The organism is Mesorhizobium sp. M0276 (genome assembly GCF_040321755.1).
Lineage (GTDB): Bacteria > Pseudomonadota > Alphaproteobacteria > Rhizobiales > Rhizobiaceae > Mesorhizobium.
Genome location: NZ_JAMYSC010000025.1, coordinates 50,878 through 74,859 on the forward strand (window position 1 = coordinate 50,878; position 23,982 = coordinate 74,859).

A 23,982-nucleotide genomic window follows, 5' to 3' on the forward strand; every position below is an offset into this window, starting at 1 on the left:
GCTTGGAAAAAACAAATGGCCGCCCGGACTTTCCGTTGCGGCCACCCTCTCTTTTCACGCGCACGTGTTCGAACAGGCCGCTGTCAGCAGGCCCACCACCAAATGGTCTTGGTCGAACGCATGTTCATCGCGAAATCCATAGCTGCGAAAGGGAGGATACGCAACAGGTTTGAAAAGCCTGTCCGGTGGCCGCAGCTTCTGCATCTCATGGCACATCGCCAGAGCCGACAGCGCGGCCTAGATTGTTCATCCAACAGCAAGAACATGGGAAACGCCGATGACCGAGCAAATCGAGCGCGCGCGCACGTTCCATTCCCTCCACGTCAGGGGAAACCCAATCATCCTCTACAATGCATGGGATCCGGGCTCGGCCAAGATCGTCGAGAAAGCAGGCGCCAAGGCGATCGCCACCGGAAGCTGGCCGGTGGCGGCCGCGTTCGGATATGCCGATGGCGAGAAGATCCCGCTGGAGCTGGCACTCGACAACATCAGGCGCATCGTCGGGTCGGTCGACTTGCCGGTGACCATGGACCTTGAAGGCGGTTATGGCGTCGACCCGGACATCGTCGCCCGAACCGTGACGCTTGCCTTGCAGGCCGGTGCCATCGGTTTCAATTTCGAGGACCAGATTGTCGGCGGCACCGGCCTGCACGACATCACTGTCCAGGCAAAGCGGATCGAAGCCGCGGCGGCTGCCGTCAAGGCCTCCGGCATCCCGGCCTTCCTGAACGCCCGAACCGATATCTTCCTCAAGGCCAAGCCGGATGCGCACGACAAGGCGCTGCTCGATCAGGCGATCGAACGGGCGCGGGCCTATGAAAAGGCCGGAGCGAGCGGCTTTTTCGCGCCGGGTCTTGGCGATGAGGGCCTCATCGAGGCGCTCTGCAAGGCAATCGCGTTGCCGGTCAACATCATCGCGCTGGCGCATGTGCCGCCGCGCCAGCGGCTGGCCGAACTCGGCGTCGCCCGCATCAGCCACGGACCGGTGCCTTACCGGCAGATGGCCGAGTGGCTGGAGGCGAAAGCGCGGCAGGCTATTTCGGGGTAGGCGGGTGATGCTGCATGCAACGGGTTTGGGATTGGCCGAAGCCTCGCAACTTCGTCATCCACGGGCGGAGCAGGAGCGAAGCGACGTCGCGAAGACCCGAGGATCCATGCCGCGACCTCAGTTGAAGGGCGCAGCGGAACAGAATTCTGCACGTAGCGACGCTTTGAAGTCGCGGCATGGCTTCTAGGGTCTGCGCCGCGTCGCTTCGCTCCTTGCTTCGCCCTAGAATGACGAAGTTTTCTCAGTCCTCTAGCGTCCCTGACCGGGCGTCGGCGCTCTTCCTGTCACCGACCAGCTTCAGCAGATCCTCGCCGGCGCGGATGATGCGCCGCGATCGGCGGGTCAGGATGATGCCGTCTTGCGGTGCGAAGACCTCCGTGCGGCCATCGGCTTCGCCCGGTGCATGGACGATGGTGGCGAGGCGCGCGCCTTTGGCGACACGGTCGCCGGGCTTCACGTCATAGAGCACGGCACCGGCTCGGGGCGCCGGCATCATGTCGATGTTCTCCAGCGGCGCGACGACCCCTTTGAACGAGCCAGGCGCGGGCAGCGTGGCATCGGCGATCACGCCGCGCGCCACCAGCAGCCGGTATAGCCCTTCGGCGTCGGAGGCGGCCAAGGAGCCGTCGACATCGAGGATGCCGCGATATTCGACCGTGGTGGCGACGCGGCGGCCGAGCTTGGCCACATCATCGGGAACGTTTTGGTAGGGCATGATCGAGGCGCCTTCGAAGGTGCCATCGGTGTCCTCGCTCCACAGCACGACCGCATCGACGCCCATGGCGGCCGCACAATCGGCCATTGCCGGCCACAGGCTGGTGTGGACGTAGAGATAGGCGAGGCCTTCGTCGTCGCAGTGCAGGTCGAGCACGATGTCATGGCCAAGCGACAGTTGCACCAGCCGGGTCTTCAGCCGCTGGTCGGCCGTGCCAAGTGCGGTGTCGTGCAAGAGGGCTATGTCTGGCGCGGCGAGCAGCGGAAAGCCGCGGTTGAAATTGGTGCGCGTGCCCAGATGGAAGCGGCCTTGATGCTCGCCGAAATGATACTGCGCCCGGCCGATCGGGTTGGCCCAGGGCACGATGGTGAGGTTGCCCTTGATGCGACCCTCGGCCTCCGCCTTGTTGAGCGTCGGCATCAGCGCGTCGATGGCGACGACGCCCGGTAATTCACCGGCATGGAGAGCTGCCTGCAGATAGGCCGAAGGGGCAGCCTTGTCCGCGCCCGCAAAGCGGAACAGCGGGAATTCGTAGGAAACGCCCTCGCTTTCACCGGCGATGCGCTCGATCGATTTCTGCATGACGTCCTCCATCAAGAGCATGAGACATGCCCGTTTGAGGGTGCCGATGTCGATTGGTCCAGCCGCCCCCGCTATGGGCGCAAGAGGTTACTCTGCGGGAGCCTCAGCGACGGTGACCGCCAGCAGGGCAAGTGTTGCGCCATGGCCGAAGGCGGTGAAGACGCGTGCGGCCACATCCAGCAATTCAGAAAAAGAAGGGCCTTATGGGTTGCCGCAGGCGCTCTCAAACCAGCGGCTTCAACTCCTGGGCAATGGTCGGCAGCAATTCCGAGACATTGGGATGGATGTGCACGGCGCGCGCGAGCGTGTCGACGGGCGCCTTGGCGTACATCAGGTCAAGCACGCAATGCACCGCTTCGTCGCCGCCGGGGCCGAGCACCGAGCAGCCGAGGATTTCCCTGGTGTCTGCATCGACCAGGATCTTCATGAAGCCTTGCGTCTCGCCCTTTTCGACAGCGCGGCCGACGCGGGTCATCGGCCGCTGGCCGACCAGTGCGCGACGGCCGGATTTCTTCACCGCGGCCTCGGTCATGCCGCAGCGGCCGAGCGGCGGGTCGATGTAGAGCGCATAAGCTTCGATGCGGTCGCTGACCTTGCGCGGATCGTTGTCGAGCAGGTTGGCGGCGACGATCTCGTAGTCGTTGTAGGAGGTGTGGGTGAAGGCGCCCTTGCCGTTGCAATCGCCCATCGCCCAGATACCGGGCACGCTGGTGCGCAGCTGGTCGTCGACAATGACGAAGCCGCGCCGGTCGACCTCGACGCCTGCTCTATCGAGGCCGAGGTCGTCGGTGTTGGGCGTCCTACCCAGAGCCAGCAGCACATGCGATCCGACCGCCGGCGGTTTGCCGGCCGAGAAGCTCACCGCGATGTCCTTGCCCTGCTTGGCGAAGCTGATGTCGTCGGCACCGACATGGACTGTAATGTCTTCGTTTTCGAGGATCGACAGGATGACGGCCGAGACATCCTCGTCTTCGCGGCCGGTCAGGCGGAGGCTCTTCTCGATGACGGTGACTTCGCTGCCGAAGCGGCGGAACATCTGCGCGAATTCGAGCGAGACATAGCTGCCGCCGACGACGACGAGATGGCGCGGCAGCACGTCGAGATCCATCATCGAGGAATTGGTCAAATAGTCGATGTCGTGGATGCCGGGCAGGTCGGGCACCGCGGCCCGGCCGCCGGTATTGAGGAAAATTTTTTCGGCGGTCAGAAGCTCGTCGCCGACGCGCACCGCGTTGGAGGATTCGAAACGCGCATGGCCACGGTAGAGCGTGCAGCCCTTCATGCCGCCGATCCAACTCTCCAGATTGGTGCGGGCGTCGATCGTCACCTTGTCCTTGCGCGCCTTGATCCTGGCATAGTCGACGCCGACGGGGCCGCCGAGCGTGACGCCATAGTCGGCCGCGCGCCGCGCCAGCTGCGCGGCATAGGCACTGGCAACCATGGTCTTGGTCGGCATGCAGCCGGTGTTGACGCAGGTGCCGCCGACCAGCTTGCGCTCGATCAGCGCCACGCTCATGCCGGCTTCCGTCAGCCGGCCCGCCAATGGCGGCCCGGCCTGTCCGGCGCCGATGACGATAGCGTCGAACGTCTTGGCCGTCATGCCACCGCCGCCACGATCAGGAGGCCGCCGATGATCGCCACCGCATCCTCGATGAACGCGGCGGGCGGATCCTTGCCGAAGGCGGCGGCGAGCCGGCCGCGCGCCTCGGCGCCGCCCAGCGTGCCGATGACCGCGCCGATGGCGCCGGCGATCAGGCCGCCGATGGTGGCGCCGCCTGTCGCGCCGATGACCGCGCCGGTGAAGGCACCCATGATGATGCGGGCGCCGAATTGCTGCGGTACCTTGCGGCTTGGCGCCGACGGCAATTGGTCGGTGACCATCTCGACGATGGCCAGGATGGTGAAAATGCCGACGGCCGCCCAATGGCTCATGAAGCTCGCCCAGGTGCCGGCAACCGGCAGCCAGCCGAGCCAGGCGCCCCAGGCGACGGCGGCTGGCGCGGTCATGGCGCGAAGACCGGCAATGACGCCGATCAGGAGTGCGAGAATATAGAGCATTGTTGATCCCCTCGATCTCTCCGGCAAGAGCAGGCTAGCATAGGTCCGGCATTTGGCCAGCGCATGACTTCGAAAATTGGAATGGTTTTTGCGCCCGGTGTTGCAGAGGCATTGGCACTTTCCCGTCCATTGCAATTGTGCTTTGGCAAAGACGTCAACTGGAGACACCGTCATGGCTGAAAGCGAGCGCGCAAAGATGGCGGCCGGCCAATGGTACACGTGCCTCGACGACGAACTCGAGGCGTTGCGGGCGACAACGCGCGACGCGGTGTTCGAGCACAATTGCCTGCCGCCGCGGCAGCGCGGCAATCTCGGGCCAAGCCTGAAGGCGTTGCTCGGCAAGGCCGGTGAGGGCGCCCGCATCGAGGCGCCGTTCCACTGCGCCTATGGCTTCAACATCTTTCTCGGCGACGGCGTCTTTCTCAATGCCGGCTGCACCATCCTCGACACGGCAAGCATACGCATCGGCAGGGGAACGCTACTCGGCCCCCATGTGCAAATCTACTGCGCCGAGCATCACAAAGAGGCCAGTGGGCGGCAAGCGGGACTGGAGATCGCCAGGCCGGTCGAGATCGGTGCCAATGCCTGGATCGGTGGCGGTGCCATCATTCTTGGCGGCGTCAGCATCGGCGAGGGCGCCATCGTCGGCGCCGGTGCGGTGGTGACGCGCGACGTGCCCGACAATACCACCGTGGTCGGCAATCCGGCACGGGCGGTCAGGCGCAGCTGATGCTATGCCTTGGGAAACCGGATCGTCGCTTCAAATCCGTCTTGTCGGCCTGATGCGGGTGAATTCAGCGCCAGTGACGCATCGATCTGTTGCAGGATCCGGTTGACGATCGCCAGGCCGAGGCCCGATCCCTCGGCACGTGTTGCGCCGCGTTCGAACCGCCTGATCAGGCCAGCAGGCGCGGAAACCACCGGGCCTTGGCTGACCACGCTGAGTCGGGCGTCCTCGTCTATGTGCACGACCACCGCTCCGCCTTCGGTGCCATGCCGCAAGGCATTCTCGATGAGGTTGCGCAGGACGATGGCCAGTGCATCCGTGTCGATCGCGGCCATCGCCTTGCCTTTGTCAGGCGTTTCGAGGCGAAGGCGGCCCTTGTTTTCGCTGCGCTGTTCGAAGTCTTCCACCACCAGTGCAGCGACCGCGGCGAGGTCGGCGGGGTTGCCGGCAACGGCCACTCCGGCGTCAGCGCGCGCCAACTGCATCAGCTTTTCAGACAGGCTGGCAAGCTCGCCCAACGCCACCTTGATCTGACGCGGGCGTTTTCTTGCCGCCTCGTCCGGAGCTTCAGCAATCAGCCGCTCCGTCTGTGCCAGCGCGCCGGCAATCGGCGTGCGCAATTCATGCGCGGCGTTTGCTGTGAATTCCTTTTCTGCATCAAGCGCCATGTGCAGGCGCCGCATCAGGCTGTTGACCGACTTGGCGATAGCGGCGAGTTCTGAGGGCAAGTCCTCGGTTCGGATCGGAGCGAGATTGTCGCCATGACGGGCGCTGATCTCGCCGCGCAGTGTTTCGATAGGCCTCAGGAAACGCGCCAGGGTCAGCCATGCGAAAAGTGCGCTCAAGGGGATCAGGATGACCATTGGTATCAGGAAGCCGGTGGCGGCTTCGAGGGTTTCCTCGTTGCGTCGTGCATCAAGCTCGGCGACCTGGATGAGAACCGTGCCGCTGACCGTGGGCTCTGTGTAGATGCGCCATCCCGATGCCTCCGAGAAACCCTGAACAAGCTCGGCCGTGAGCGGCTCGGCCGGAGCGTTGTAAGAATGAATGAGAACGTGACCGGTGGCGTCGCGCACCTGGAAAATGAGACGCCCGCCGTCATCGTCCGAAACGGCCTCCGCCAGCCTGCGGGGCGATTGCGACGCCTCGCGTCCGAAAAGATCGTCGATCACCAGCGGCAGCAGCCGGCGCGCCGCTTCCTGCATCGAGCTGTCCATGGCTTCGTTGATTTCACGATGCAGCGTGATGCTTCCCGTGCCGGCGGCGACCAGGCCGAAGGCGACCGTGACCAGGATCAGCGAAGCGACGAGGCGACCGGCAAGGCTGCTGAGCAGTCTCATGAGGATGCCAGGCGGTAGCCAAGCCCTCTTACCGTCGTGACGGCGTCGCGCCCGATCTTCTTGCGCAGACGACTGACATACACTTCGACAGTATTGCTTTCGATCTCCGCGCCGAAGGCATAGAGCGCGTCCTCGATCTGGTTCTTGCCGACAGTCATGCCGGGCCGGCGCAAGAATTGCTCCAGCACCGCCCATTCGCGCGATGTCAGCATGGCCTCCGTGCCTTCGACGACGACGCTGCGGGCGGCCTGGTCGATCTCGACGGACCCGAAACGGATCAAGGGATTGGGGTTTCCCGCATAGCGGCGCGAGACGGCGGCGAGGCGCGCGGACAATTCGCCAAGATCAAACGGCTTGACCAGATAGTCGTCCGCTCCGGAGTTCAGCCCCTCTATACGATCGGAGAGCTGGTCGCGGGCGGTCAGGATGATGACTGGCGTATCGTTGCTTTCGCGGCGCAGCAGCTTCAGGAATTGGAGTCCCTTGCCATCCGGCAGATGAAGATCGAGGAGAACAAGTTCATAGGAGACGACGCGAAGGTGATCGCCGGCTTCACCAAGCGACCTGCTCCAATCCACCGCGTGGCCGTCGGCGGCAACGTGATCGCGCACCGCTTCGCCCAGTACAGGGTCGTCCTCGATCAGCAGAACGCGCACTTCGCCTCCGTGTTCAGCAACCCGCCCGTCTATGCGGGATGAGGCTGACAGGAAGCTGAATGAAAGCCAACTGCGGCTTTTTGGGCGACGCCGGGCGTGTTCAGGCAGCTGTCAGGTTTCACGGTCAGGGTCCGTGACATCGGAATTGGCCGATGGAGAAAAGAAGATGAAGACCTTGACCTTGACCGCGCTGGTGATGGCTCTTGCCGGGCCGGCCTTTGCCGCCGACAAGTGTGATGTGCCGACCGACCAGTGGCAGCCGCGCGAGGCGCTGCAAAAGAAGCTTGAAAGCGAAGGCTGGAAGGTTCGCAGCATCAAGACGGAAAACGGCTGCTATGAAGCCAAGGCGCTCGACGCCAAGGGCAAGAAGCTGGAAGCCGTCTTCAATCCCAAGACGCTCGAGTCGGTCGGCGCCGATTCCGACGACGGCTGACCGCCATGAACGCCACCTTTTCGACACGAGAAGCCTCGGTCGATTCGACACGAGAAGTCTCGGTCGAGTCGACACGAGAAAACCTGATCAGGGTGTGGAGCCCCTATGTCCGCCTCTTTCACTGGTCCTTGGTCCTGTGCGTTGCGGTGGCTTGGCTTTCCTCCGGAGAGATCATGAAGGTGCATGAACTGGCCGGCTATGGCGCTGGGGTTCTGATTGCCTCAAGGCTGATCGCCGGGCTTGCGGGTTCGGGGTATACGCGCTTTCGTCAATTCGTGCGCGGACCGCAAACCGTCAGCCTGTATCTCGCCGACGTGGCAAAGGGCCGCGAGAGGCGTCATCTCGGCCATAATCCGGCTGGAGGCGCCATGGTGCTGGCACTTCTGGCTTGCGTAGCGGGAATTGCGCTTACCGGCTGGATGCAGACCACCGACGCCTGGTGGGGCGTGGCCTGGGTGGAGGACACGCACAAGATCCTGGGCAATGGAATTCTCGTGCTGGTCGGACTTCATGTCGGCGGCGTGCTGCTGGCCAGCGTTCGTCATCATGAGAATCTGGTTCGCGCCATGCTCACCGGCCGCAAGCGTGCGCCTTCGCCGCAAGACGTTGCCTGAGTTAGAAACCGGCAAAATTCCGAGGGCGCCGCGCGATGCGGCGCCCTCGGCGTTCTGTCTCAGAAGGACAGCGCCATACGTTCGTCCCTCTGATCGGCCCGCCTGGAAAATTCGCGCCGGTATTGCGCCGGTGATGTCCTGAGCCGAGCGGCGAAATGCTGGCGCAGCGAGGTGGCGCTGCCGAAGCCGGCCTCGAACGCCACGATATCCATCGGTTTCTCCGTGGCTTCCAGCAGCCGCTGCGCCAGTTCGACCCGCTGGCCGGTCAGCCATTCGCCGAAACTGGTGCCGATCGATTTCTGGAAGCGGCGGGTGAAGGTGCGCCGGGTCAGGCCGGCGGCCTCGGCGACGCTGTCCAGACTATGCGCCTCGCCGAGCGTTGCACGAACCGCGTCGAGGGCTTGGGCGAAACGGTCGGCATCAGCGCTCCTCGCCACCGGATGCTCGATGAATTGCGCCTGCCCGCCCTGCCGATGCGGGGAAAGCACAATCTGGCGGGCCAGCCGCAGTGCCGCTTCCGCGCCATAGCGGCCACGCACGATGTGGAGACAGCAGTCGAGGCCGGCGGCGGCGCCGGCCGACGTAACGACATCGCCATTGTCGACATAGAGCACCGTGGCGTCGACGGCGACATCGGGGTGGAGTGTTTGCAACTGTTCGCAATAGGCCCAGTGCGTGGCGGCACGGCGGCCCGACAATAGCCCGGCTGCGGCTATGGCAAAGGTTCCCAGGCACAGTCCGACAATCAAGGCGCCGCGCCGGTGTGCCTTGCGCAGCGCCTCCATCAGCAACGGCGCCGGCGGCTCGCCGAGACGATGCCAGCTTGGGATGATGACAATGTCGGCAGCGTCAAAACCTTCGAGCCCATGCGGGGCGGCGGCGGTCAAGCCGGCCTCGGTGTGGATTGGGCCGGCCTTGACCGCGCAGATGCGGAAGTCGAAGCGCGGTAGCCCAAGTGCCGTCCTGTCCTCGCCGAAGACCAGGCACGGCACGGAGAGATGGAAGGGGCTGATGCCGTCGAAGGCGAGGACGGCAACGATCGGGTCGGTCATGGATGCCTCCAGCGAGTGAGTGTATATTGTCCCAATTCTTTCGAATGATGTCAATCGGGACACTTTCGATGGCTTGGCAGCCTGCCTATTTTCGGACGATCGCATTCAAGCCGGAAAGGAAAACACAATGTCTGACCCAGCCAACACCACGCCACGCCGGGCGCTGATCGTCATCGATGTCCAGAACGACTATGACGGCGGCAATCTTGCCATCCAGCATCCGCCATTCCGCGACAGCGTGGTCAACGTCGCCCGGGCCATGGATGCCGCCGCAGCCGCCGGCATCAAGGTGGCGGTCGTCAAGCAGATGGCGCCCGAGACATCGCCGATCTTCGCCAAGGGCAGCCATGGCGGCGAACTGCATCCCGAAATCGCCAGGCGCAGTCGCGACCATTATGTCGAAAAGAACCTGCCCTCCGCCTTCACCGGAACCGACCTCGAGGACTGGCTGCATGCCAACGCCATCGATACGATCACGGTGGTCGGCTACATGACGCATAATTGCGACCTGTCGACCATCATCCACGCCGTCCATATGGGCTTCGCCGTCGAGTTCCTGTCCGACGCCACCGGCTCGGTGCCATACGCCAACAGCGCCGGCTACGCCTCGGCTGAGGAGATCCACCGCGTGGTCACGATCATCCTGCAGTCGCGCTTCGCCGCCGTGCTCAAGACCGCCGAATGGGTCGAGTGCCTGAAGACAGGAGCGCTGCCGGAGCGTGACACGATCGTCGGCTCCAACCAGCGGGCGCTGTCGCGGAGCGCCGCATAAGCATCAGCGGAAAATGCAAAGGGCGCCGCATCGCTGCGGCGCCCTTTTGATATGTCGAGACTTAAGTCTCAGAACAGGCCTTCGATCTGGCCCATTTCGTTGAGGAAGATCTTCTCCGAGGACGGAGCCTTGGGCAGGCCGGGCATAGTCATAACCTCGCCGCAGATGATGACGACGAAGCCGGCACCGGCCGAAAGCCTGACCTCGCGCACCGGCACGGTGTGACCGGTCGGCGCACCGCGCAGGTTCGGGTCGGTCGAGAACGAGTACTGGGTCTTGGCCATGCATACCGGCAGGTGGCCATAGCCGGCCTGCTCCCAGGCGTGCAGCTGGTCGCGCACCGACTTGTCGGCAATCGCCTCCGAGCCGCGATAGATGCGCTGGACGATGGTGTTGATCTTCTCGAACAGCGGCATGGCATCGGGATAGAGCGGCGCGAACTGCGAAGCGCCGGATTCGGCCAGCGCCACCACCTTGTTGGCGAGGTCTTCGATGCCGGCCGAGCCGTGGGCCCAGTGCTTGCACAGGATGGCTTCCTCACCCATCGAGGCGACATAGTCCTTCATCGCCTGGATCTCGGCGTCGGTGTCGGAATAGAAGTGATTGATGGCGACCACCGCCGGCACGCCGAACTGCCTGATGTTCTCGATGTGGCGGCCAAGGTTGGCGCAGCCCTTCTTCACCGCTTCGACATTTTCCTTGCCGAGGTCTTCCTTCTTGACGCCGCCATTCATCTTCATGGCGCGCACGGTGGCGACAATGACGGCTGCTGCCGGCTTCAGCCCAGCCTTGCGGCACTTGATGTCGAAGAACTTTTCCGCGCCGAGATCGGCGCCGAAGCCGGCTTCGGTGACGACGTAGTCGGCAAGCTTGAGCGCCGTCGTGGTGGCGACGACCGAGTTGCAGCCATGCGCGATGTTGGCGAACGGGCCGCCATGCACGAAGGCCGGGTTGTTCTCCAGCGTCTGCACCAGGTTCGGCTGCATGGCGTCCTTCAGCAGAACGGCCATGGCGCCGTCGGCCTTGAGGTCGCGCGCATAGACCGCCGACTTGTCGCGGCGATAGGCGACGATGATGTCGCCAAGGCGCTTTTCAAGGTCCTTCAGGTCGGTCGACAGGCAAAGGATCGCCATGACTTCCGAGGCGACGGTGATGTCGAAGCCGCCCTCGCGCGGAAAACCGTTGGCGACGCCGCCGAGCGAGCAGATCATCTCGCGCAGCGCACGGTCGTTCATGTCCATAACGCGGCGCCAGACGACGCGGCGGGTGTCGATGCCGAGCTCATTGCCCCAGTAGATGTGGTTGTCGATGAGCGCCGAAAGCAAGTTGTGCGCCGTGGTGATGGCGTGGAAGTCACCGGTGAAGTGGAGGTTCATGTCCTCCATCGGCACGACCTGCGCGTAACCGCCGCCGGCAGCGCCGCCCTTGACGCCGAAGTTCGGGCCGAGCGAGGCCTCGCGGATGCAGACGATCGCCTTCCTGCCGATGCGGTTCAGGCCGTCGCCGAGGCCGACCGTGGTCGTCGTCTTGCCTTCGCCGGCCGGCGTCGGGTTGATGGCGGTGACGAGGATCAGCTTGCCATCCTTGTTGCCCTTCACCGACTTTATGAACTCGGCGGAGATCTTGGCCTTGTCGTGGCCATAGGGCAGCAGATGTTCGGTCGGGATGCCGATCTTCTGGCCGATCTCCTGGATCTGCTTTTTCCTGGCGCCGCGCGCGATCTCGATGTCGGACTTCACTTCGGCCATGACGGCTTTCCTCTGGATTGGACGGTGGAGGGGACGGGTTTGATGTCACTCGCAAGCAGGTTGGAACCGGGCGCGGGCATGTTCTAACCCTCTCGCTGCCGCGGCGTCAACTTGCATGCAACTATGTTTCCTATAGAGAAAATTCCTCTGCGGACCGGCCGACCTGTCATCGGTTCTTCCTGGCTCCGTTGCCGCGCCGTATACAAGCCAGAGGACGCGTCGCGCCGCCGTCTCAAAACAGCCGCACAATGCACGGAATGCGACAGAGGCGACGGCACAAATTCGCCATCGCGTGGTGCCCAACGGAACAGCGCTACTGAGTCAGCACGTTGCTGATTTCGACCATGTTGGAGCGCACCCTGAGCACGTAGAAGCCCATTGTCGTCAGGTGCGTTGGCAGGATCCAGCCGTCCTCGCGGCCGTTGGCGATGATAAAGGGCTGGATGCGCAGCGCCGAAACGAACTGCGAGTCCATCGTGTCCCACAGGTTCTGCAGATGCTTTTCCTTGATGACGTCGTCGAAGTCGGCCTGGGCACCCTTCATCAGCCCGTAATAGCCATAGAGTTGGCCATAGGCGAACCAGAAACGGTCGTCGGCGCGGAAATCGAACCAGCCATTGTTGTGGTTTTCAGCGCGTTCCTTGAGGATCGCCGAGGTCGAGCCGATGTCGGACGAGATACGGTCGATATATTGTTTCAAATTGTCGGCGCGGGCGTCGAACGTCGCCTGGCAGGTGGCAAGGCGAGCGTTGAAGGAACGCAGCATGCGGACGGCGTCGCGATAGTAGCTTGGTGTCGGCGTCTTGGGGCCGAACGGGTTCAGGCCGAAATACCAGGTCTCCTCGTCGAACTGCAGATTGCCGCGGGCATTCTGCAGATCGCTGTCGATCTGCGAGGTGGTGCGCACACGGCCGAGATTGTCGGCGAGTTCGGTTGCGGTGCGCCGCACCGCCTGGTTGATGCCGCGCTGGAACGAGGCCTTGTTGTCCATCCACGGCGTGTTATCCCAGTCGATCCCGAACAGGCCGAGCTTGTAGAGGATCATCGACGAGATCCAGGCATTCTGGTTGACGTTGAAATCGGTCAGGTCGGCCGCCACCTGGGCGATACCGGAGTTGCCGCAGGTCTTGGCCGTGTCGGTGCCGGAGCCCGCCGAGACCTGTTCGCCGGCGGAGACGTTGCGTTTCTCGAAAGTGTATGTGTCGGGGTAGTTCGGGTTGAAATTGTTCCACCATTGGGTGGCGTAGAAGAAATTGGCGTAGAGGCCGATCAGCACCAGCAAAGCCAGGCCGAGCGCCGCCTTGAGGATCCAGCCACGCTGCGTATACCAGCGCCCGGCCCACAGGAACGGCCACAGGATCGCGCCGATCACAAGCCCAATGCCGCGGCCGATCCACTGGAAAATCCGGGTGAAGAAGTTCACGATCGGATCGAGCATGGCAATATTATCCCCTCAAAGCATGATGCCAAAAAATTGCAGACTTTTTGGATAACATCATGCGCCAAAACAGTAAGTTAGAACGACGTGACAGTTCATTTCGTTCTAGTCGGTCAGGCCATAGAGGCGTGTGCGAAACGCCACCTTGTCCTTCAAATATGTGGTTTTGAGAACGTCTACAACATGCGAGCGCCAGGCGTCGCTGAAGCCGTCATAGTCCCTGTAGAAGCCGTCCTTGTTGAAGATGTAGCGCGAGACGAAATCCGACGGCACGAAATCCGAGATCAGCCGGTTGGTCAGCCAGGCGTCGGGATGTTCTGATTTGGCGCGGATCACCAGGAAGCGCTGCTGCGGGGGGACATCCTCGATCTTGAGGTGGCCGAGCTGGGCGATCTCGCGCTTGGCGGCGTTGAGAAAGGGAAAGTTGCCGTCTTCGGTGATCAGGTCGGCATGGCTCTGGATCCAGGTCTGCAGCCAGACCTTGTCGACGTCGGTCAGGTTCCGGTTCGGGTCGGCGTCGCGGATCAGCGCGCGCACCACCATCTCGGCCCGGTGCTCGAGATAGCCCGATGTCTCGACCCAGGAGGCACGCGGCAGCTCGATCCGCCCGGTGGTGGCGAGGAATTTGAACACCTTGTCGGCGTCGCTGATCGAGATATAGCTCACTTGCCACGGTCGCGAACGGCGGAAACCGGGAGCCGCCGGATCGCTGATCACGGTCGTCATATCAGGGTCGACGAACACGTAGAGGCCGCCGAAATGGCTGGTCCAATAGGCGCTGTGGCGGAAGATCACCTGGTCTGGCACCAGCGCGTTTTCGCGGATGTCACCGCAGATCTTGGCAAGCTCCACCATGCGGGTCAGCATGGCGTTGTCGCGCCAGGCGTCGGGCTCCTGCCTAAGCCGGTCGACGAGCTTGCCGAGCTCGGCGGCCTTGCCTAGCACATCCTCGGCCGACAGCACCTTGAACTCGACCTGGTTGATCGACAGCAAATCCTCGATGTCGTTGACCTTCGGAATGGAATCCTCGATCTCGCCGTAGATCACGTCCTTGATGGTCAGCGCGTCGATGGCGCGCTGGTTCTTGGACATGAACTCGAACATCAGCTGCGAGGTGTTGGAGAAGGCCGTATGCACCACCGGCAGGTCGATCTGCGACGGCGTCAGGATGATGAAGCGGCGGTTGACCTCGTTGGGATCGAGATAATCGTAGTCGCCGCATTCCTCGGCCACTTCGGGCGAGAAGCCGGTGCGGTCAATCTGAAAGCTTTTCAGCTTGGTGGGCTTCAAGCCGAATGCGGCGAGCGCCTTGTTGTAGCGCTGGATCAGGTGCGACTCGTCGACCGTCAGCAGCCGGCCGTAGATCAGCTCGTTGTCGCGTAGAAGGTCGGGTTTCTTGGTCATCTTCCCTTCTCCCCGTTCACGGGGAGAAGGTGCCCGAAGAGCGGATGAGGGGCGCGGATCTTCCTTCTCCCCTTGTGGGAGAAGGTGGATCGGCGCGAAGCGCCGAGACGGTTGAGGGGTGTTGGCCGGAGCGCTGTTGGTGCCAAGCTGGAACACCCCTCATCCGTCGCCTTTGGCGACACCTTCTCCCACAAGGGGAGAAGGGAAGGACGGCTCAGCTCACGCATTCCAAAGCCCCTTCTTTTTCATCTCCTCCATCTCCCGTGCAGCCCGTTCGCGCAGCCGCGCGTCGCGCAGCAGTTTTTCCACCGCTGAGTCGTCGGACTTGTCGGAATAGCGGAACTCGCTGTCGGCGTAGCGGTTGATCTCCTGCATGACCATGTCCATCGAGAACGGCCCGCGCAGTTCCTCGATCATCGCTTTCTTCTCGTCGTAGCCCTTGTGCATGAAGACTTCCGGCTTCTCGAACCAGTCGTCGGGCAGCTCGATGTCCATGGCGCGCATCTTGATGGCGTCGGTGACGTTCTTGATGGCGCGGCCGGTGAAGCGCGGCTCGGCATCCTTGATCAGGTGCAGATAGGTGCCGATGTCGGCCATCGATTTCGGCGCGCCGTTCTCTTTCATGTAGCGCTCGTAGACCTTCATCAGCCCGTCTTCCCTCGGCTTCTCATGCTCCTCATAGGCTTCGGTCACGGCGCGCTGGACCTCCTGCGCGGCGTAGAGCTTGTGGTCGCCGAGCGGTATCTTGTGGTTCTTGCCGGCAAGCAGCACGAAGATGTCGATGTAGTCGTCGCGGCTCTGCGGCCCGTCGACCAGCCAGCGCGCGCCGGCGCGCTGTCGCAACGCATCGTCGACGTTCTCGGGATAGTTGGAAAACATGCCGAACGAGCAATTGCCGCGCACCACGGTGGCGGCGCCCGCGAAGGCATCCATCAAGACGCCGGTGATCTCCTGCTGGCCGGCCGAGGCGCGGTCGTCGGAGCGGCGCGCTGCCACCTGGTCAATGTCGTCGATGGTGCCGAAGCCGATGACGCGCGGGTTCAAGACATTGTTGATGAACTGACGGCAGTTCTGGCCCGACTTGCCCTGGTAGGACGAAATCTGGTCGACGCCGAAATTCTCATAGGAGAACGGATAGCCGGCGACCTGGCAGTAGCCGTTGACGAGGCCGGCGATCATCTGGATCAGCGTCGTCTTGCCGGTGCCGGGCGCGCCGTCGCCGATGAAGGTGAACAGGAAGCCGCCGAGTTCGACGAACGGGTTCATCTCGCGCTCGAAGTCGTAGGCCATCAGCATCTTGGCGAGCTTGACCGACTGGTATTTGGCGATGTGATTGCCGACGACCTCCTCCGGCTTCTTGAAGGTCATCACCAGTGGCTTGGAGCGCTTGCCCGGTGCAACGTCAAAGCCATCGAGGGTGAAGTCATCGACATCGATGCGGATATGGGCGTTCTCGAACGGGCCGATGCCGTCGAAGCGACCCTTGCGGGCCAAAAGCCCGTCGATGGCGACGTGGGAAAAGGCCCGCGCCCTGGTCATCAAATCGGCATCATCGGACGAGCCTGAGATCGCCTTGTCGAGGCCGGCCAGGATCGACTTCACCGCATCTTGCGGCGTGTCGAACAGGAAATCCGGCTCGGGGATATCGTTGGGTGCCTCGCCGTCGCTGTCGATCAACTGCAACAGATAGGAGGCGAGGCTGAAGGCGGAGACGTAGGCCGAGGCCGACAGAAGCTTCTTGAAGATGGACGCCTCGTCGCCCTCGAGCGGGGCGCGGGTGTTCTTGGCCTGCAGGCTTTCGAGGTCCGAGCCTTCAGCAAAAACGTCCGATATTGCGAGCGCGATCGCCGTGCCGCGCCGGGCGCGAAACAGAAGCGTGTGCTGCGGGATGGTCAGCAACTGATCGTCGGGATGGACGGCGCCGACGGTCTTCGACAGCTCGACCTCGCGTGTGCGGCGCACCGAGCCGACCGAGACGGTCGAGACGAAGCGGCGATTGGTGCCGGCAAGTGCCGTGCCGGACTCACGTGACGGATCCTCCAGCACGACAATGCGGGTGATGAAGCTCTGCGCGGTGGCGCGGTGCTTCTCGATAGCAGCTTCCGGGATGGTGGTCAGGCCGGTATCCATGAAGGGTGCTCCGTGGTGTGACGGTCAGACGTCTGAGATGACCTGCCCGTTGGACAGGATGTGAACCTTGTAGCCGGCAAAAATCTTCTGCGCCTCGCCGACGGCATACAGCGCCTGATAGGCTTCGTGCGGGATCAGCGCGTGGTTTTCGTAGCTCGACACGCCCTGGCGCGCGGCTTCCAGGTCGTCGGTGTTGATGAAGAATTCCTGCGTCGTCTTCTCGCTTGAAAACAGCCCCTTGCGACCGGGCTTCTCGGCTTTGGAATAGACCTCCTGGATGGTCCAGGTCAGCAGCCAGGCGTTTTCCGGCTTGCGCACCTTGGCGAGCACTTCGGTCACCGTTGAATTGTTGTCGGTGATGCCAGCCGAATAGAATGGACCGAGCACGACGCGGCGCAGCTGCTTGGGATGCAGCGGCTCGAAATCCTTGTCGAGGTTGACCGCGATGGTCGCCGGCGACAGCGTATAGGCCGAATTCTTCTCGGTGAAATCGTCGAAACGATGGGCGAGCTCGGGATTGAGCAGGCCGTCCACCGGCAGCGGGATGTCGATCGTCTCGTTCAGCTTGCCGTTTCTGTCGACAAGCTGTCGGACCATGTCTTCGGAAGAATCCTCGACCGTCACCATGTAGACCAGCGGCAGGTTGGCACTGCCGTCGAACGTCGCCCAGTGGACGAGATAGTAGGGACGCCCCGTCTTCGGGTTGACCGAGACCTTGGCCGTTTGCGCCAGTGTGAACGAGCCGAACGTGTTTTCGCTCTTCACGTCCTCAAGGTAAAGCCGTTCGGCCATCGACTTCTGCAACGCCTCGGGGAACTCCTTGTGGCGCAGGATGAAGTCGGCCATCTCCTCGCGCAACTCGCCGGCCAGCGGAATGTTGGCGAGCCGTGCGTCCGCCTGGCGGCGGTCATTTTCCAGTTCGAGCAGGTTCTGGAACACCGGAAATCCGCTCTCGGCGCGCGAAATGCGGAAAGTGTCCATGAAGCCCAGCCGATTGCGCCAGCAGGAAAAAGACTTGTCGAGCCGGGCGATGTATTCGGCGACAATCTTGGCGACGATGCCATGCCGGTAGAGCGGCGAGCGATCGTCGCGCATGAACACTTCAAGGCCGCTGAGCGCGGCCGTGATGGCAGAGAAATACCGTGCCGCCGCTTCGTTTTCGGGGGTCATGCCTGTACGCTCGCGGGCCGTTCTGCCACTCCTAGGACTGCACGTAATTTGCCGAATTGTGCTTCTTCAACACCTCGTCGAAGCGGCGGGCAAAGGCATCGTCGGCCAGCTTCTTGCGGCGCTGAATATCGGCGGTGGCGACCATGTTCTTCTCGTGCATCTCAAGCAGATCGCCGATGTGCTTTTGCGAAGCAGCACCGATGCCGGCCATGGTTTCCTCGGCGGTGTTGTCGACCTGGCTGCCCAGCGTGTTGATCTTGTGGGCGACGTCCTGCTGGGCGGCGGTCTTCAGCGAATCTTCGAGCGCCTTGTAGAGGACGATACGTTGCTCGGTATCGATGGTCAGTTTGTTGATCAGCGTCGACTGCGCGGCGATCTGGTTGTTGAGCGAATCGACAAAGGTCTGGAACATCGAGGTGTAGCGCTCGAGCGTCTGGCTCTCGGCCAGCAGTTCCTGTTCCTTGGCTTGCTTTTCGTTGTATTCCGTCGCCAGCTTGGAGCGCTCGCCTTCGAGCTGCGTGCGCTCCTTCTGGCTGGTCGAGGCGGCGATCTTGTTTTCGATGTCGAGCAGCATCGGGTTGAGTTCCTCGATGCGCTTTTGCACGGCTTCGAGGTTGGTCATGGTGGTCTTGCGCCGCTCGATGACCTGCGACAGGCTGGTCTCGGAAGTCTTGTAGCGCTGGTCGAGGACCCCTTTCTGGGCCTTCAGGATGCCGACGATGGTGTCGGACTTGACTAGCAGTTCCTGCAGATTGCCGGCCAGCGACATATTGCGGACGCGGTCGGTACGCATGCGCTGCTTGCTCTGGCTGGAAAAGACGCCGATGAATTTTTCCCAGCCGGTGTAGTTCTTCATGTTCTCGAACTCGGCGCCGAAGACGTTGGTGGCGTCCTCCAGCCCGATGATCAGGTCGGCGATGTTGCCTTCCATGACCTTCTGTTGCTTCAGCACATCCTCGATGCGGGCGTTCTCGATGTCGAAATTCGCGTCGCCGATCTTCTTGTCGGCGGTGGCGAGCGTATCAAGCACGGTGCCGGACTGCTCGATCTTGCTGCGCATGTCCTGCACGACCTGCTTGGTCTTGGCAATTTCGGCATCGAAATTCTGCAATGTCGCCATTGGGGCCTCCCGCTTCGGCATCACGTCGCTGGTCGCGAACAGCGGCGAATATATGTGGGGCATCCTGGGATTGAAAGACGCAAGACAAGACCCGCCCCGAAAACAAAATATTCGGTCACGGTCTTGAAAGGCAATGGAAGCGAGGTCATGGCGTGACTAGCCTGCCGGTCAGTCATAGTTCAACTGCCATTGAACTTCTATGCCGCAAAACGACGGCGCACGGGATGCCTTTGTAGTTGGCAAATCAATACAGCAATAGCGGCGGCGACATGCGAAGCGAACGCCGGCGTCACAGAGACGTGTGTGCAGCGGGTCAGGGCTTGGGATCGGCTTTCAGATAGGCGATGACGTTGGCGATGTCGTCGTCGTTGGCCAGGCCGGCAAACGCCATCTTGTTACCGGGCACTTTCAGCTTGGGGGCCTTGAGGTACTCGGCGAGATTGGCTTCATCCCAGACCAGGCCGGCGGCGCCTGCACCCTTCATCGCTTCGGAGTAGTGACCAAGAAAACTCTCGGCGCTACCGGCGGTGCGGCCGACGACGCCCATCAAATGCGGGCCGACCTTGTCGCGGTCGGTGGCAGCTTCATGGCAGGCGATGCACCGGTTGAAGACCTTCTTGCCCAGGGCCGGGTCACCGCCGGCATGGGCGGCAAGCGCGGTGGCAAGGAGAAGAATGCTGGCGGACGAAGCGGCGCGAAACATGGCTGACCCGGAGAGTTCTGGCTGGCGGCCTTATAGGACCGAGGCCTTAACAAACGCTGCATCGTGGCGGCATTGCGGAAGATGCCGATCGGGTTGCATCGGGGCCTGGGCAAGGTCGCCGGGCGATCAGCCCTTGATAAAGCCGATGAAGTCGTCGGGTGCGGCGCGGCCCATCTCTTCCTCCCAGTGGCGACGGCAGAGCGAGACATAAACGTCCTTGCCGATCGCCACCTGCTCGCCCTGACGCGCCACCTTGCCGTCAGGTCCAAGGCGCACCACCATCGTCGCCTTGCGGCCGCAGCGGCAGATGGTGCGCACTTCGCGCAAATCGTCGGCGATGGCCAGCAGCGCGCGAGAACCGGAGAACAGATTGCCCTGGAAATCGGTGCGCAAGCCGTAACACATGACCGGGATGTTCAGCCGGTCGGCGATGCGGGCGAGCTGCCAGACCTGCTCCTCTTCGAGAAACTGCGCCTCATCGACAAAGACGCAATGCACCGATGTATGCGCGTGGTGATCGGCGACGCGGGCGAACAGATCGTCGCCGTCGCGGAACATCTCGGCTTCCGTCTCCAGGCCGATGCGCGACGAGATCAGGCCGGTATCGCCCTTGCGGTAGTGGCCGGCGACGAACAGCATCGTGCCCATGCCGCGCTCGCGATAATTGTACGACGCCTGCAACAGCATCGTGGTCTTGCCGGCGTTCATCGTTGCATAGTGGAAGTAGAGCTTAGCCATGCCGCCCTTTTTACGGTCTGTTGATATTCAGGTGATGCCGGCATGCAAATGGCGGTTCCTGCGCTTCCGGTGCTCACGTACCAAAGTACGCTCCGCTCCGGTTCTCGGAGCCCACCATTTTCGTCTCGGCCTGACCTGAATCTAAACAGACCTTATGCCGACTTGGTGTCGTGCGGGGAGGGGCCATGGCAGCCTTTCCCCGAAAAAGCCGCCTCGCTCCTGAAAAAAACTGTCTGGCCCCTGAAAAACTGTCTGGCAAGACAAAAGCGTCAGCCGTGTCGCTGATTGGCCAGTCTGCGCCGTTGATCGTGATTGCCTTAGTGCTTGAAACCGCACCAGAATGGTGTTTGGCTGACGAAACAAGGCGGGCAGAGAAACCGTAGCTATGCTTCGCCAAAGAATCACAATGGGAGACTACCTATGTCGCGTATAAACTCTTTCGTCGCCGGCCTCGGCCTGGCGGCTTTTTTGTCCACGAGCGCTGCCTTCGCCGGTGATCCGGCGAGCTGCAAGGCGGTGCGTCTTTCCGATGTCGGGTGGACCGACATCCAGGCGACGACCGGCATCGCTTCCGTACTGCTGACCGCACTCGGCTACGAGCCGCAGGTGATCCAGCTATCGGTTCCGGTGACCTATGCGTCGCTGAAAAACAAGGACCTCGACGTCTTCCTAGGTAACTGGATGCCGTCGATGACCAACGACATCAAGGACTACACCGCCGACGGCTCCGTCGAGACCATCAGCGAAAACCTCAGCGGCGCCGGCTATGGCATCGTCGTGCCGACCTATGTGGCGGACGCCGGCGTCAAGACGCTGACTGACCTCGGCAAGTTCAAGGACAAGTTCAACGGCAAGATCTACGGCATCGAGGCCGGCAATGATGGCAACCGCATCATCCTCGACATGATCAAGAACCCGAAGGACAATCTCGAAGGCTTCGAACTGGTCGAATCCTCGGAAGCCGGCATGCTGACGCAGGCCGAGCAGTCGATGAAGAGCAATGAGTGGATCGCGTTCCTCGGCTGGACGCCGCATCCGGTGATGGGCGCCATGAAGATCACCTATCTCGATGGCATGGGCGACAGCGGCTTCGGCGCCGCCACCGTGCATACCAATGTGCGCAAGGGCTATACCACCGAGTGCCCGAATGCCGGCAAGTTCATCGCCAACCTGAAGTTCAACCTCGATATGGAAGGCGAGATGATGGACGCGATCCTCAAAGGCGGCGACGCCAACACGGCCGCGACCGACTGGTTGAAGAAGCATCCGGACGCGGTCGCTCCGTGGATCGCCGGCGTGACCACCTTCGATGGCGGCGACGCGGCCGCGGCGGTAAAGACCGCACTCGGGAGCTGAGCCGATTTTGAATCCGACATGACCCGAGCGAGGGCAGCCATATAGAAAGGGCTGCCCTTTTTCATATCCTGTGACAAGATGACTGTCCGGCAAGGACGGCGACTGCCAAAGAGGGGCTAGATGGATCCGATTTCAAAATTCTTTGTCGGTTACAAGATTCCCATCGGCGAATGGGGCAAAGCGTTCTTCACCTTCCTCACCGACAATTTCAACACTTTCTTCCGCGGCCTCTCGGGCGGCCTGAATTTCCTGCTCGACGGCGTGGTCGATATGCTGCTGCATATACCGCCCGTCCTTCTCATCGCCCTGATTGCGCTGCTTGCCTATTATCTGCAGCGATCGAGAGGCCTGGCAGTGGCCGTCTTTCTCGGATTGCTGTTCATCCTCAACCAGAACCTCTGGAAGCAGACTGTGGAGACGCTGGTGCTGGTGGTTGCCGCTGCCGCCGCCTCGATGGCCATCGGTGTGCCACTCGGTATCTGGGCGGCTCACAAGCCGAAGGTCTACCGCATCATGCTGCCGGTGCTCGACCTGATGCAGACGCTGCCGACCTTCGTCTACCTGATCCCAGTGCTGACCCTGTTCGGCCTTGGCAACGCGCCCGGCCTCATCGTCACCATCATCTTCGTCATCCCGACATCGGTTCGTCTCACGCATCTGGGCGTCGTCTCCGTGCCGAAGTCGATCATCGAGGCAGGCGAGGCATTCGGCGCCACCAAGAGCCAGTTGCTCTGGAAGGTGGAACTGCCCTCGGCCCTGCCGACCATCATGGCCGGTCTCACCCAGTCGATCATGCTGTCGCTGTCGATGGTGGTGTTCGCGGCTCTCATCGGTGCCGGCGGCCTCGGCACCGAGATCAACCGGGCGCTCGGCTCGCGCAAGATCGACCTCGGCCTTGAAGCCGGCCTGGCCATCGTCGTGCTGGCCATCGTGCTCGACCGCATGACGCGCATCGGTGTTGGAGGCAAGAAATGACCGTCGCCGTTGATTTCAGGAACGTCGATATCGTCTTCGGCGCCGACCAGGCCGGATCTTTGGCGATGATCGACGCCGGCGCCAGCCGAGCCGATATCCTCGAAAAGACCGGTAATGTGCTTGGCTGCGCCGGCGCCAGCCTGACCGTGAACGAGGGCGAGATCTCGGTGCTGATGGGCCTGTCCGGTTCGGGCAAGTCGACATTGCTGCGGGCGGTCAATCGACTCAACGTGGTGTCGCGCGGCCAGGTCCTGGTCAAGGATGGCGACAAGACCGTCGATGTCGTCACTTGCGATGAGGCGACCTTGCGGCGCCTGCGCCAGAAACAGGTGGCGATGGTGTTCCAGCAGTTCGGCCTGCTGCCGTGGCGCACGGTGGAGGAGAATGTCGGCCTGGGCCTCGAACTCGCTGGCGTGCCTGAGCTAGAGCGCAAGGAACGCGTGCAACGCCAGCTCAAGCTGGTCAATCTCGACCAGTGGTCGAAGAAATACGCGCATGAGCTTTCGGGCGGCATGCAACAGCGCGTCGGCCTGGCCCGTGCATTCGCCACCGAGGCGCCGATCCTTCTGATGGACGAGCCGTTTTCGGCGCTCGACCCGCTGATCCGCACCAAGCTGCAGGACGAGTTGCTGCAATTGCAGGCCGAGTTGAAGAAGACCATCATCTTCGTCAGCCACGACCTCGAGGAAGCGCTGAAGATCGGCAGCCACATCACCATCATGGAAGGCGGACGCATCGTGCAGACCGGCGCGCCGGAAGACATCGTGCTGCGGCCCGCCAACGACTATGTCCGCGACTTCATCGCCAATGTGAACCCGCTGTCGGTGCTGACCGCCTGGAACGTGATGCGCGACCGCCGCGATCTGGAACACGGCGACAATGGCTGGGTCTGGCTCGATCGGCGCAAGACGACGCGCTTCAAGATCGACGATCACGGGCTGGTGGCGGCGGCCGAACGCGACGGCAAGCCGGCGGTGTGGGTTTCGTGCGCCGATGTCGAGACCCAGCCCGAGGAAGTAGCGCAGGTGTTCTGGGCCAATCCCGGCACGTCGCTGAAAACCGTCATGCTGGCCATGCACCGTTCGCAGACCGCTCCCGTGGCGCTGTTCGACGACCAGTCGCGCTTTGTCGGCGCCATCGGCATTCGCGACGTGTTGAGCGCGGTGCTGCGGCGGTAAAGTTCGTCGGATACCAAAGTCGACA

Annotated in this window: 23 protein-coding genes; 9 read left to right on the forward strand and 14 right to left on the reverse strand. The window is 62.4% G+C overall.

Annotated elements, in window-relative coordinates; translation table 11 throughout:
* Positions 1-277: 277 nt before the first annotated feature.
* Positions 278-1,048, forward strand: a complete 771-nt coding sequence (locus tag NKJ01_RS20270) for an isocitrate lyase/PEP mutase family protein (RefSeq protein ID WP_352730426.1) — start codon at positions 278-280, stop codon at positions 1,046-1,048.
* A gap of 241 nt (positions 1,049-1,289) precedes the next feature.
* Here the strand turns inward: NKJ01_RS20270 and NKJ01_RS20275 are convergent, their stop codons facing one another.
* The 3 genes from NKJ01_RS20275 to NKJ01_RS20285 form a co-directional block, all read right to left on the reverse strand.
* The gene (locus tag NKJ01_RS20275; RefSeq protein ID WP_352730428.1) at positions 1,290-2,345 is read right to left on the reverse strand and encodes a M14 family metallopeptidase; all 1,056 of its coding nucleotides are present in this window, start codon (positions 2,343-2,345) and stop codon (positions 1,290-1,292) included.
* 223 nt (positions 2,346-2,568) lie between these two features.
* Positions 2,569-3,945: an FAD-containing oxidoreductase gene (locus NKJ01_RS20280; protein WP_352730430.1), complete on the reverse strand. Its 1,377-nt coding sequence runs from the start codon at positions 3,943-3,945 to the stop codon at positions 2,569-2,571.
* A complete protein-coding gene (locus NKJ01_RS20285; RefSeq protein WP_352730432.1) occupies positions 3,942-4,403 on the reverse strand; it encodes a DUF4126 domain-containing protein in 462 nt (153 codons plus the stop codon). Before NKJ01_RS20285 ends, NKJ01_RS20280 begins: the two co-directional genes overlap by 4 nt.
* A 172-nt stretch (positions 4,404-4,575) precedes the next feature.
* On the opposite strand from NKJ01_RS20285, the gene NKJ01_RS20290 reads away from it, so the two are divergent.
* Positions 4,576-5,133 (forward strand): sugar O-acetyltransferase, encoded by a 558-nt coding sequence (locus NKJ01_RS20290; protein WP_352486792.1) that lies wholly within the window; start codon positions 4,576-4,578, stop codon positions 5,131-5,133.
* A gap of 2 nt (positions 5,134-5,135) precedes the next feature.
* Here NKJ01_RS20290 and NKJ01_RS20295 read toward each other — a convergent pair whose 3' ends face one another.
* On the reverse strand, positions 5,136-6,470 hold the full coding sequence (locus tag NKJ01_RS20295) for an ATP-binding protein (RefSeq protein ID WP_023760676.1): 1,335 nt from the start codon (positions 6,468-6,470) through the stop codon (positions 5,136-5,138).
* The gene (locus NKJ01_RS20300; protein ID WP_352730434.1) at positions 6,467-7,126 is read right to left on the reverse strand and encodes a response regulator; all 660 of its coding nucleotides are present in this window, start codon (positions 7,124-7,126) and stop codon (positions 6,467-6,469) included. Before NKJ01_RS20300 ends, NKJ01_RS20295 begins: the two co-directional genes overlap by 4 nt.
* Before the next feature lie 166 nt (positions 7,127-7,292).
* Here NKJ01_RS20300 and NKJ01_RS20305 point away from each other — a divergent pair, with 166 nt between their 5' ends.
* Both NKJ01_RS20305 and NKJ01_RS20310 read left to right on the forward strand, forming a co-directional pair.
* Complete coding sequence (locus NKJ01_RS20305) at positions 7,293-7,559, forward strand: PepSY domain-containing protein (protein ID WP_023760678.1); 267 nt, start codon at positions 7,293-7,295, stop codon at positions 7,557-7,559.
* Positions 7,560-7,564: 5 nt separating this feature from the next.
* On the forward strand, positions 7,565-8,173 hold the full coding sequence (locus tag NKJ01_RS20310) for a cytochrome b/b6 domain-containing protein (RefSeq protein WP_084025525.1): 609 nt from the start codon (positions 7,565-7,567) through the stop codon (positions 8,171-8,173).
* A 59-nt stretch (positions 8,174-8,232) separates the two neighbouring features.
* Here NKJ01_RS20310 and NKJ01_RS20315 read toward each other — a convergent pair whose 3' ends face one another.
* A complete protein-coding gene (locus NKJ01_RS20315; protein WP_352730437.1) occupies positions 8,233-9,225 on the reverse strand; it encodes a GlxA family transcriptional regulator in 993 nt (330 codons plus the stop codon).
* 127 nt (positions 9,226-9,352) lie between these two features.
* Between NKJ01_RS20315 and NKJ01_RS20320 the strand changes: the two genes are divergently transcribed.
* Positions 9,353-9,997, forward strand: a complete 645-nt coding sequence (locus NKJ01_RS20320) for a cysteine hydrolase family protein (RefSeq protein WP_352730439.1) — start codon at positions 9,353-9,355, stop codon at positions 9,995-9,997.
* Positions 9,998-10,065: 68 nt separating this feature from the next.
* Here the strand turns inward: NKJ01_RS20320 and NKJ01_RS20325 are convergent, their stop codons facing one another.
* The 8 genes from NKJ01_RS20325 to NKJ01_RS20360 form a co-directional block, all read right to left on the reverse strand.
* Positions 10,066-11,745 carry a formate--tetrahydrofolate ligase gene (locus NKJ01_RS20325; protein WP_023760682.1) on the reverse strand — a complete coding sequence of 560 codons (1,680 nt, stop codon included), beginning with the start codon at positions 11,743-11,745 and terminating at the stop codon, positions 10,066-10,068.
* 313 nt (positions 11,746-12,058) lie between these two features.
* Positions 12,059-13,183, reverse strand: coding sequence for a DUF2333 family protein (locus NKJ01_RS20330; RefSeq protein ID WP_023760683.1), 1,125 nt, complete (start codon positions 13,181-13,183; stop codon positions 12,059-12,061).
* Positions 13,184-13,288: 105 nt separating this feature from the next.
* Positions 13,289-14,587 carry a DUF6638 family protein gene (locus NKJ01_RS20335; RefSeq protein ID WP_352730441.1) on the reverse strand — a complete coding sequence of 433 codons (1,299 nt, stop codon included), beginning with the start codon at positions 14,585-14,587 and terminating at the stop codon, positions 13,289-13,291.
* Positions 14,588-14,806: 219 nt separating this feature from the next.
* On the reverse strand, positions 14,807-16,717 hold the full coding sequence (locus tag NKJ01_RS20340) for an AAA family ATPase (RefSeq protein WP_352730443.1): 1,911 nt from the start codon (positions 16,715-16,717) through the stop codon (positions 14,807-14,809).
* A 24-nt stretch (positions 16,718-16,741) separates the two neighbouring features.
* Positions 16,742-17,887, reverse strand: coding sequence for a hypothetical protein (locus tag NKJ01_RS20345; protein WP_352603517.1), 1,146 nt, complete (start codon positions 17,885-17,887; stop codon positions 16,742-16,744).
* 31 nt (positions 17,888-17,918) lie between these two features.
* Positions 17,919-19,007, reverse strand: coding sequence for a hypothetical protein (locus NKJ01_RS20350; protein WP_352730445.1), 1,089 nt, complete (start codon positions 19,005-19,007; stop codon positions 17,919-17,921).
* Between the two features lie 313 nt (positions 19,008-19,320).
* Complete coding sequence (locus NKJ01_RS20355) at positions 19,321-19,710, reverse strand: c-type cytochrome (protein ID WP_352730447.1); 390 nt, start codon at positions 19,708-19,710, stop codon at positions 19,321-19,323.
* Between the two features lie 126 nt (positions 19,711-19,836).
* The gene (locus NKJ01_RS20360) at positions 19,837-20,448 is read right to left on the reverse strand and encodes a thymidine kinase (RefSeq protein ID WP_352603515.1); all 612 of its coding nucleotides are present in this window, start codon (positions 20,446-20,448) and stop codon (positions 19,837-19,839) included.
* A 185-nt stretch (positions 20,449-20,633) separates the two neighbouring features.
* Here NKJ01_RS20360 and NKJ01_RS20365 point away from each other — a divergent pair, with 185 nt between their 5' ends.
* The 4 genes from NKJ01_RS20365 (at position 20,634) to choV (ending at position 23,957) form a co-directional block, all read left to right on the forward strand.
* A complete protein-coding gene (locus NKJ01_RS20365) occupies positions 20,634-20,831 on the forward strand; it encodes a hypothetical protein (RefSeq protein WP_352730449.1) in 198 nt (65 codons plus the stop codon).
* Between the two features lie 37 nt (positions 20,832-20,868).
* Positions 20,869-21,804 (forward strand): choline ABC transporter substrate-binding protein, encoded by a 936-nt coding sequence (locus NKJ01_RS20370; RefSeq protein ID WP_352730451.1) that lies wholly within the window; start codon positions 20,869-20,871, stop codon positions 21,802-21,804.
* A gap of 120 nt (positions 21,805-21,924) precedes the next feature.
* Positions 21,925-22,779 carry a choline ABC transporter permease subunit gene (gene choW, locus NKJ01_RS20375; RefSeq protein ID WP_352730453.1) on the forward strand — a complete coding sequence of 285 codons (855 nt, stop codon included), beginning with the start codon at positions 21,925-21,927 and terminating at the stop codon, positions 22,777-22,779.
* Positions 22,776-23,957, forward strand: coding sequence for a choline ABC transporter ATP-binding protein (gene choV / locus NKJ01_RS20380; RefSeq protein WP_352730455.1), 1,182 nt, complete (start codon positions 22,776-22,778; stop codon positions 23,955-23,957). The genes choW and choV overlap by 4 nt, the downstream gene beginning before the upstream one ends.
* Positions 23,958-23,982: the final 25 nt, after the last annotated feature.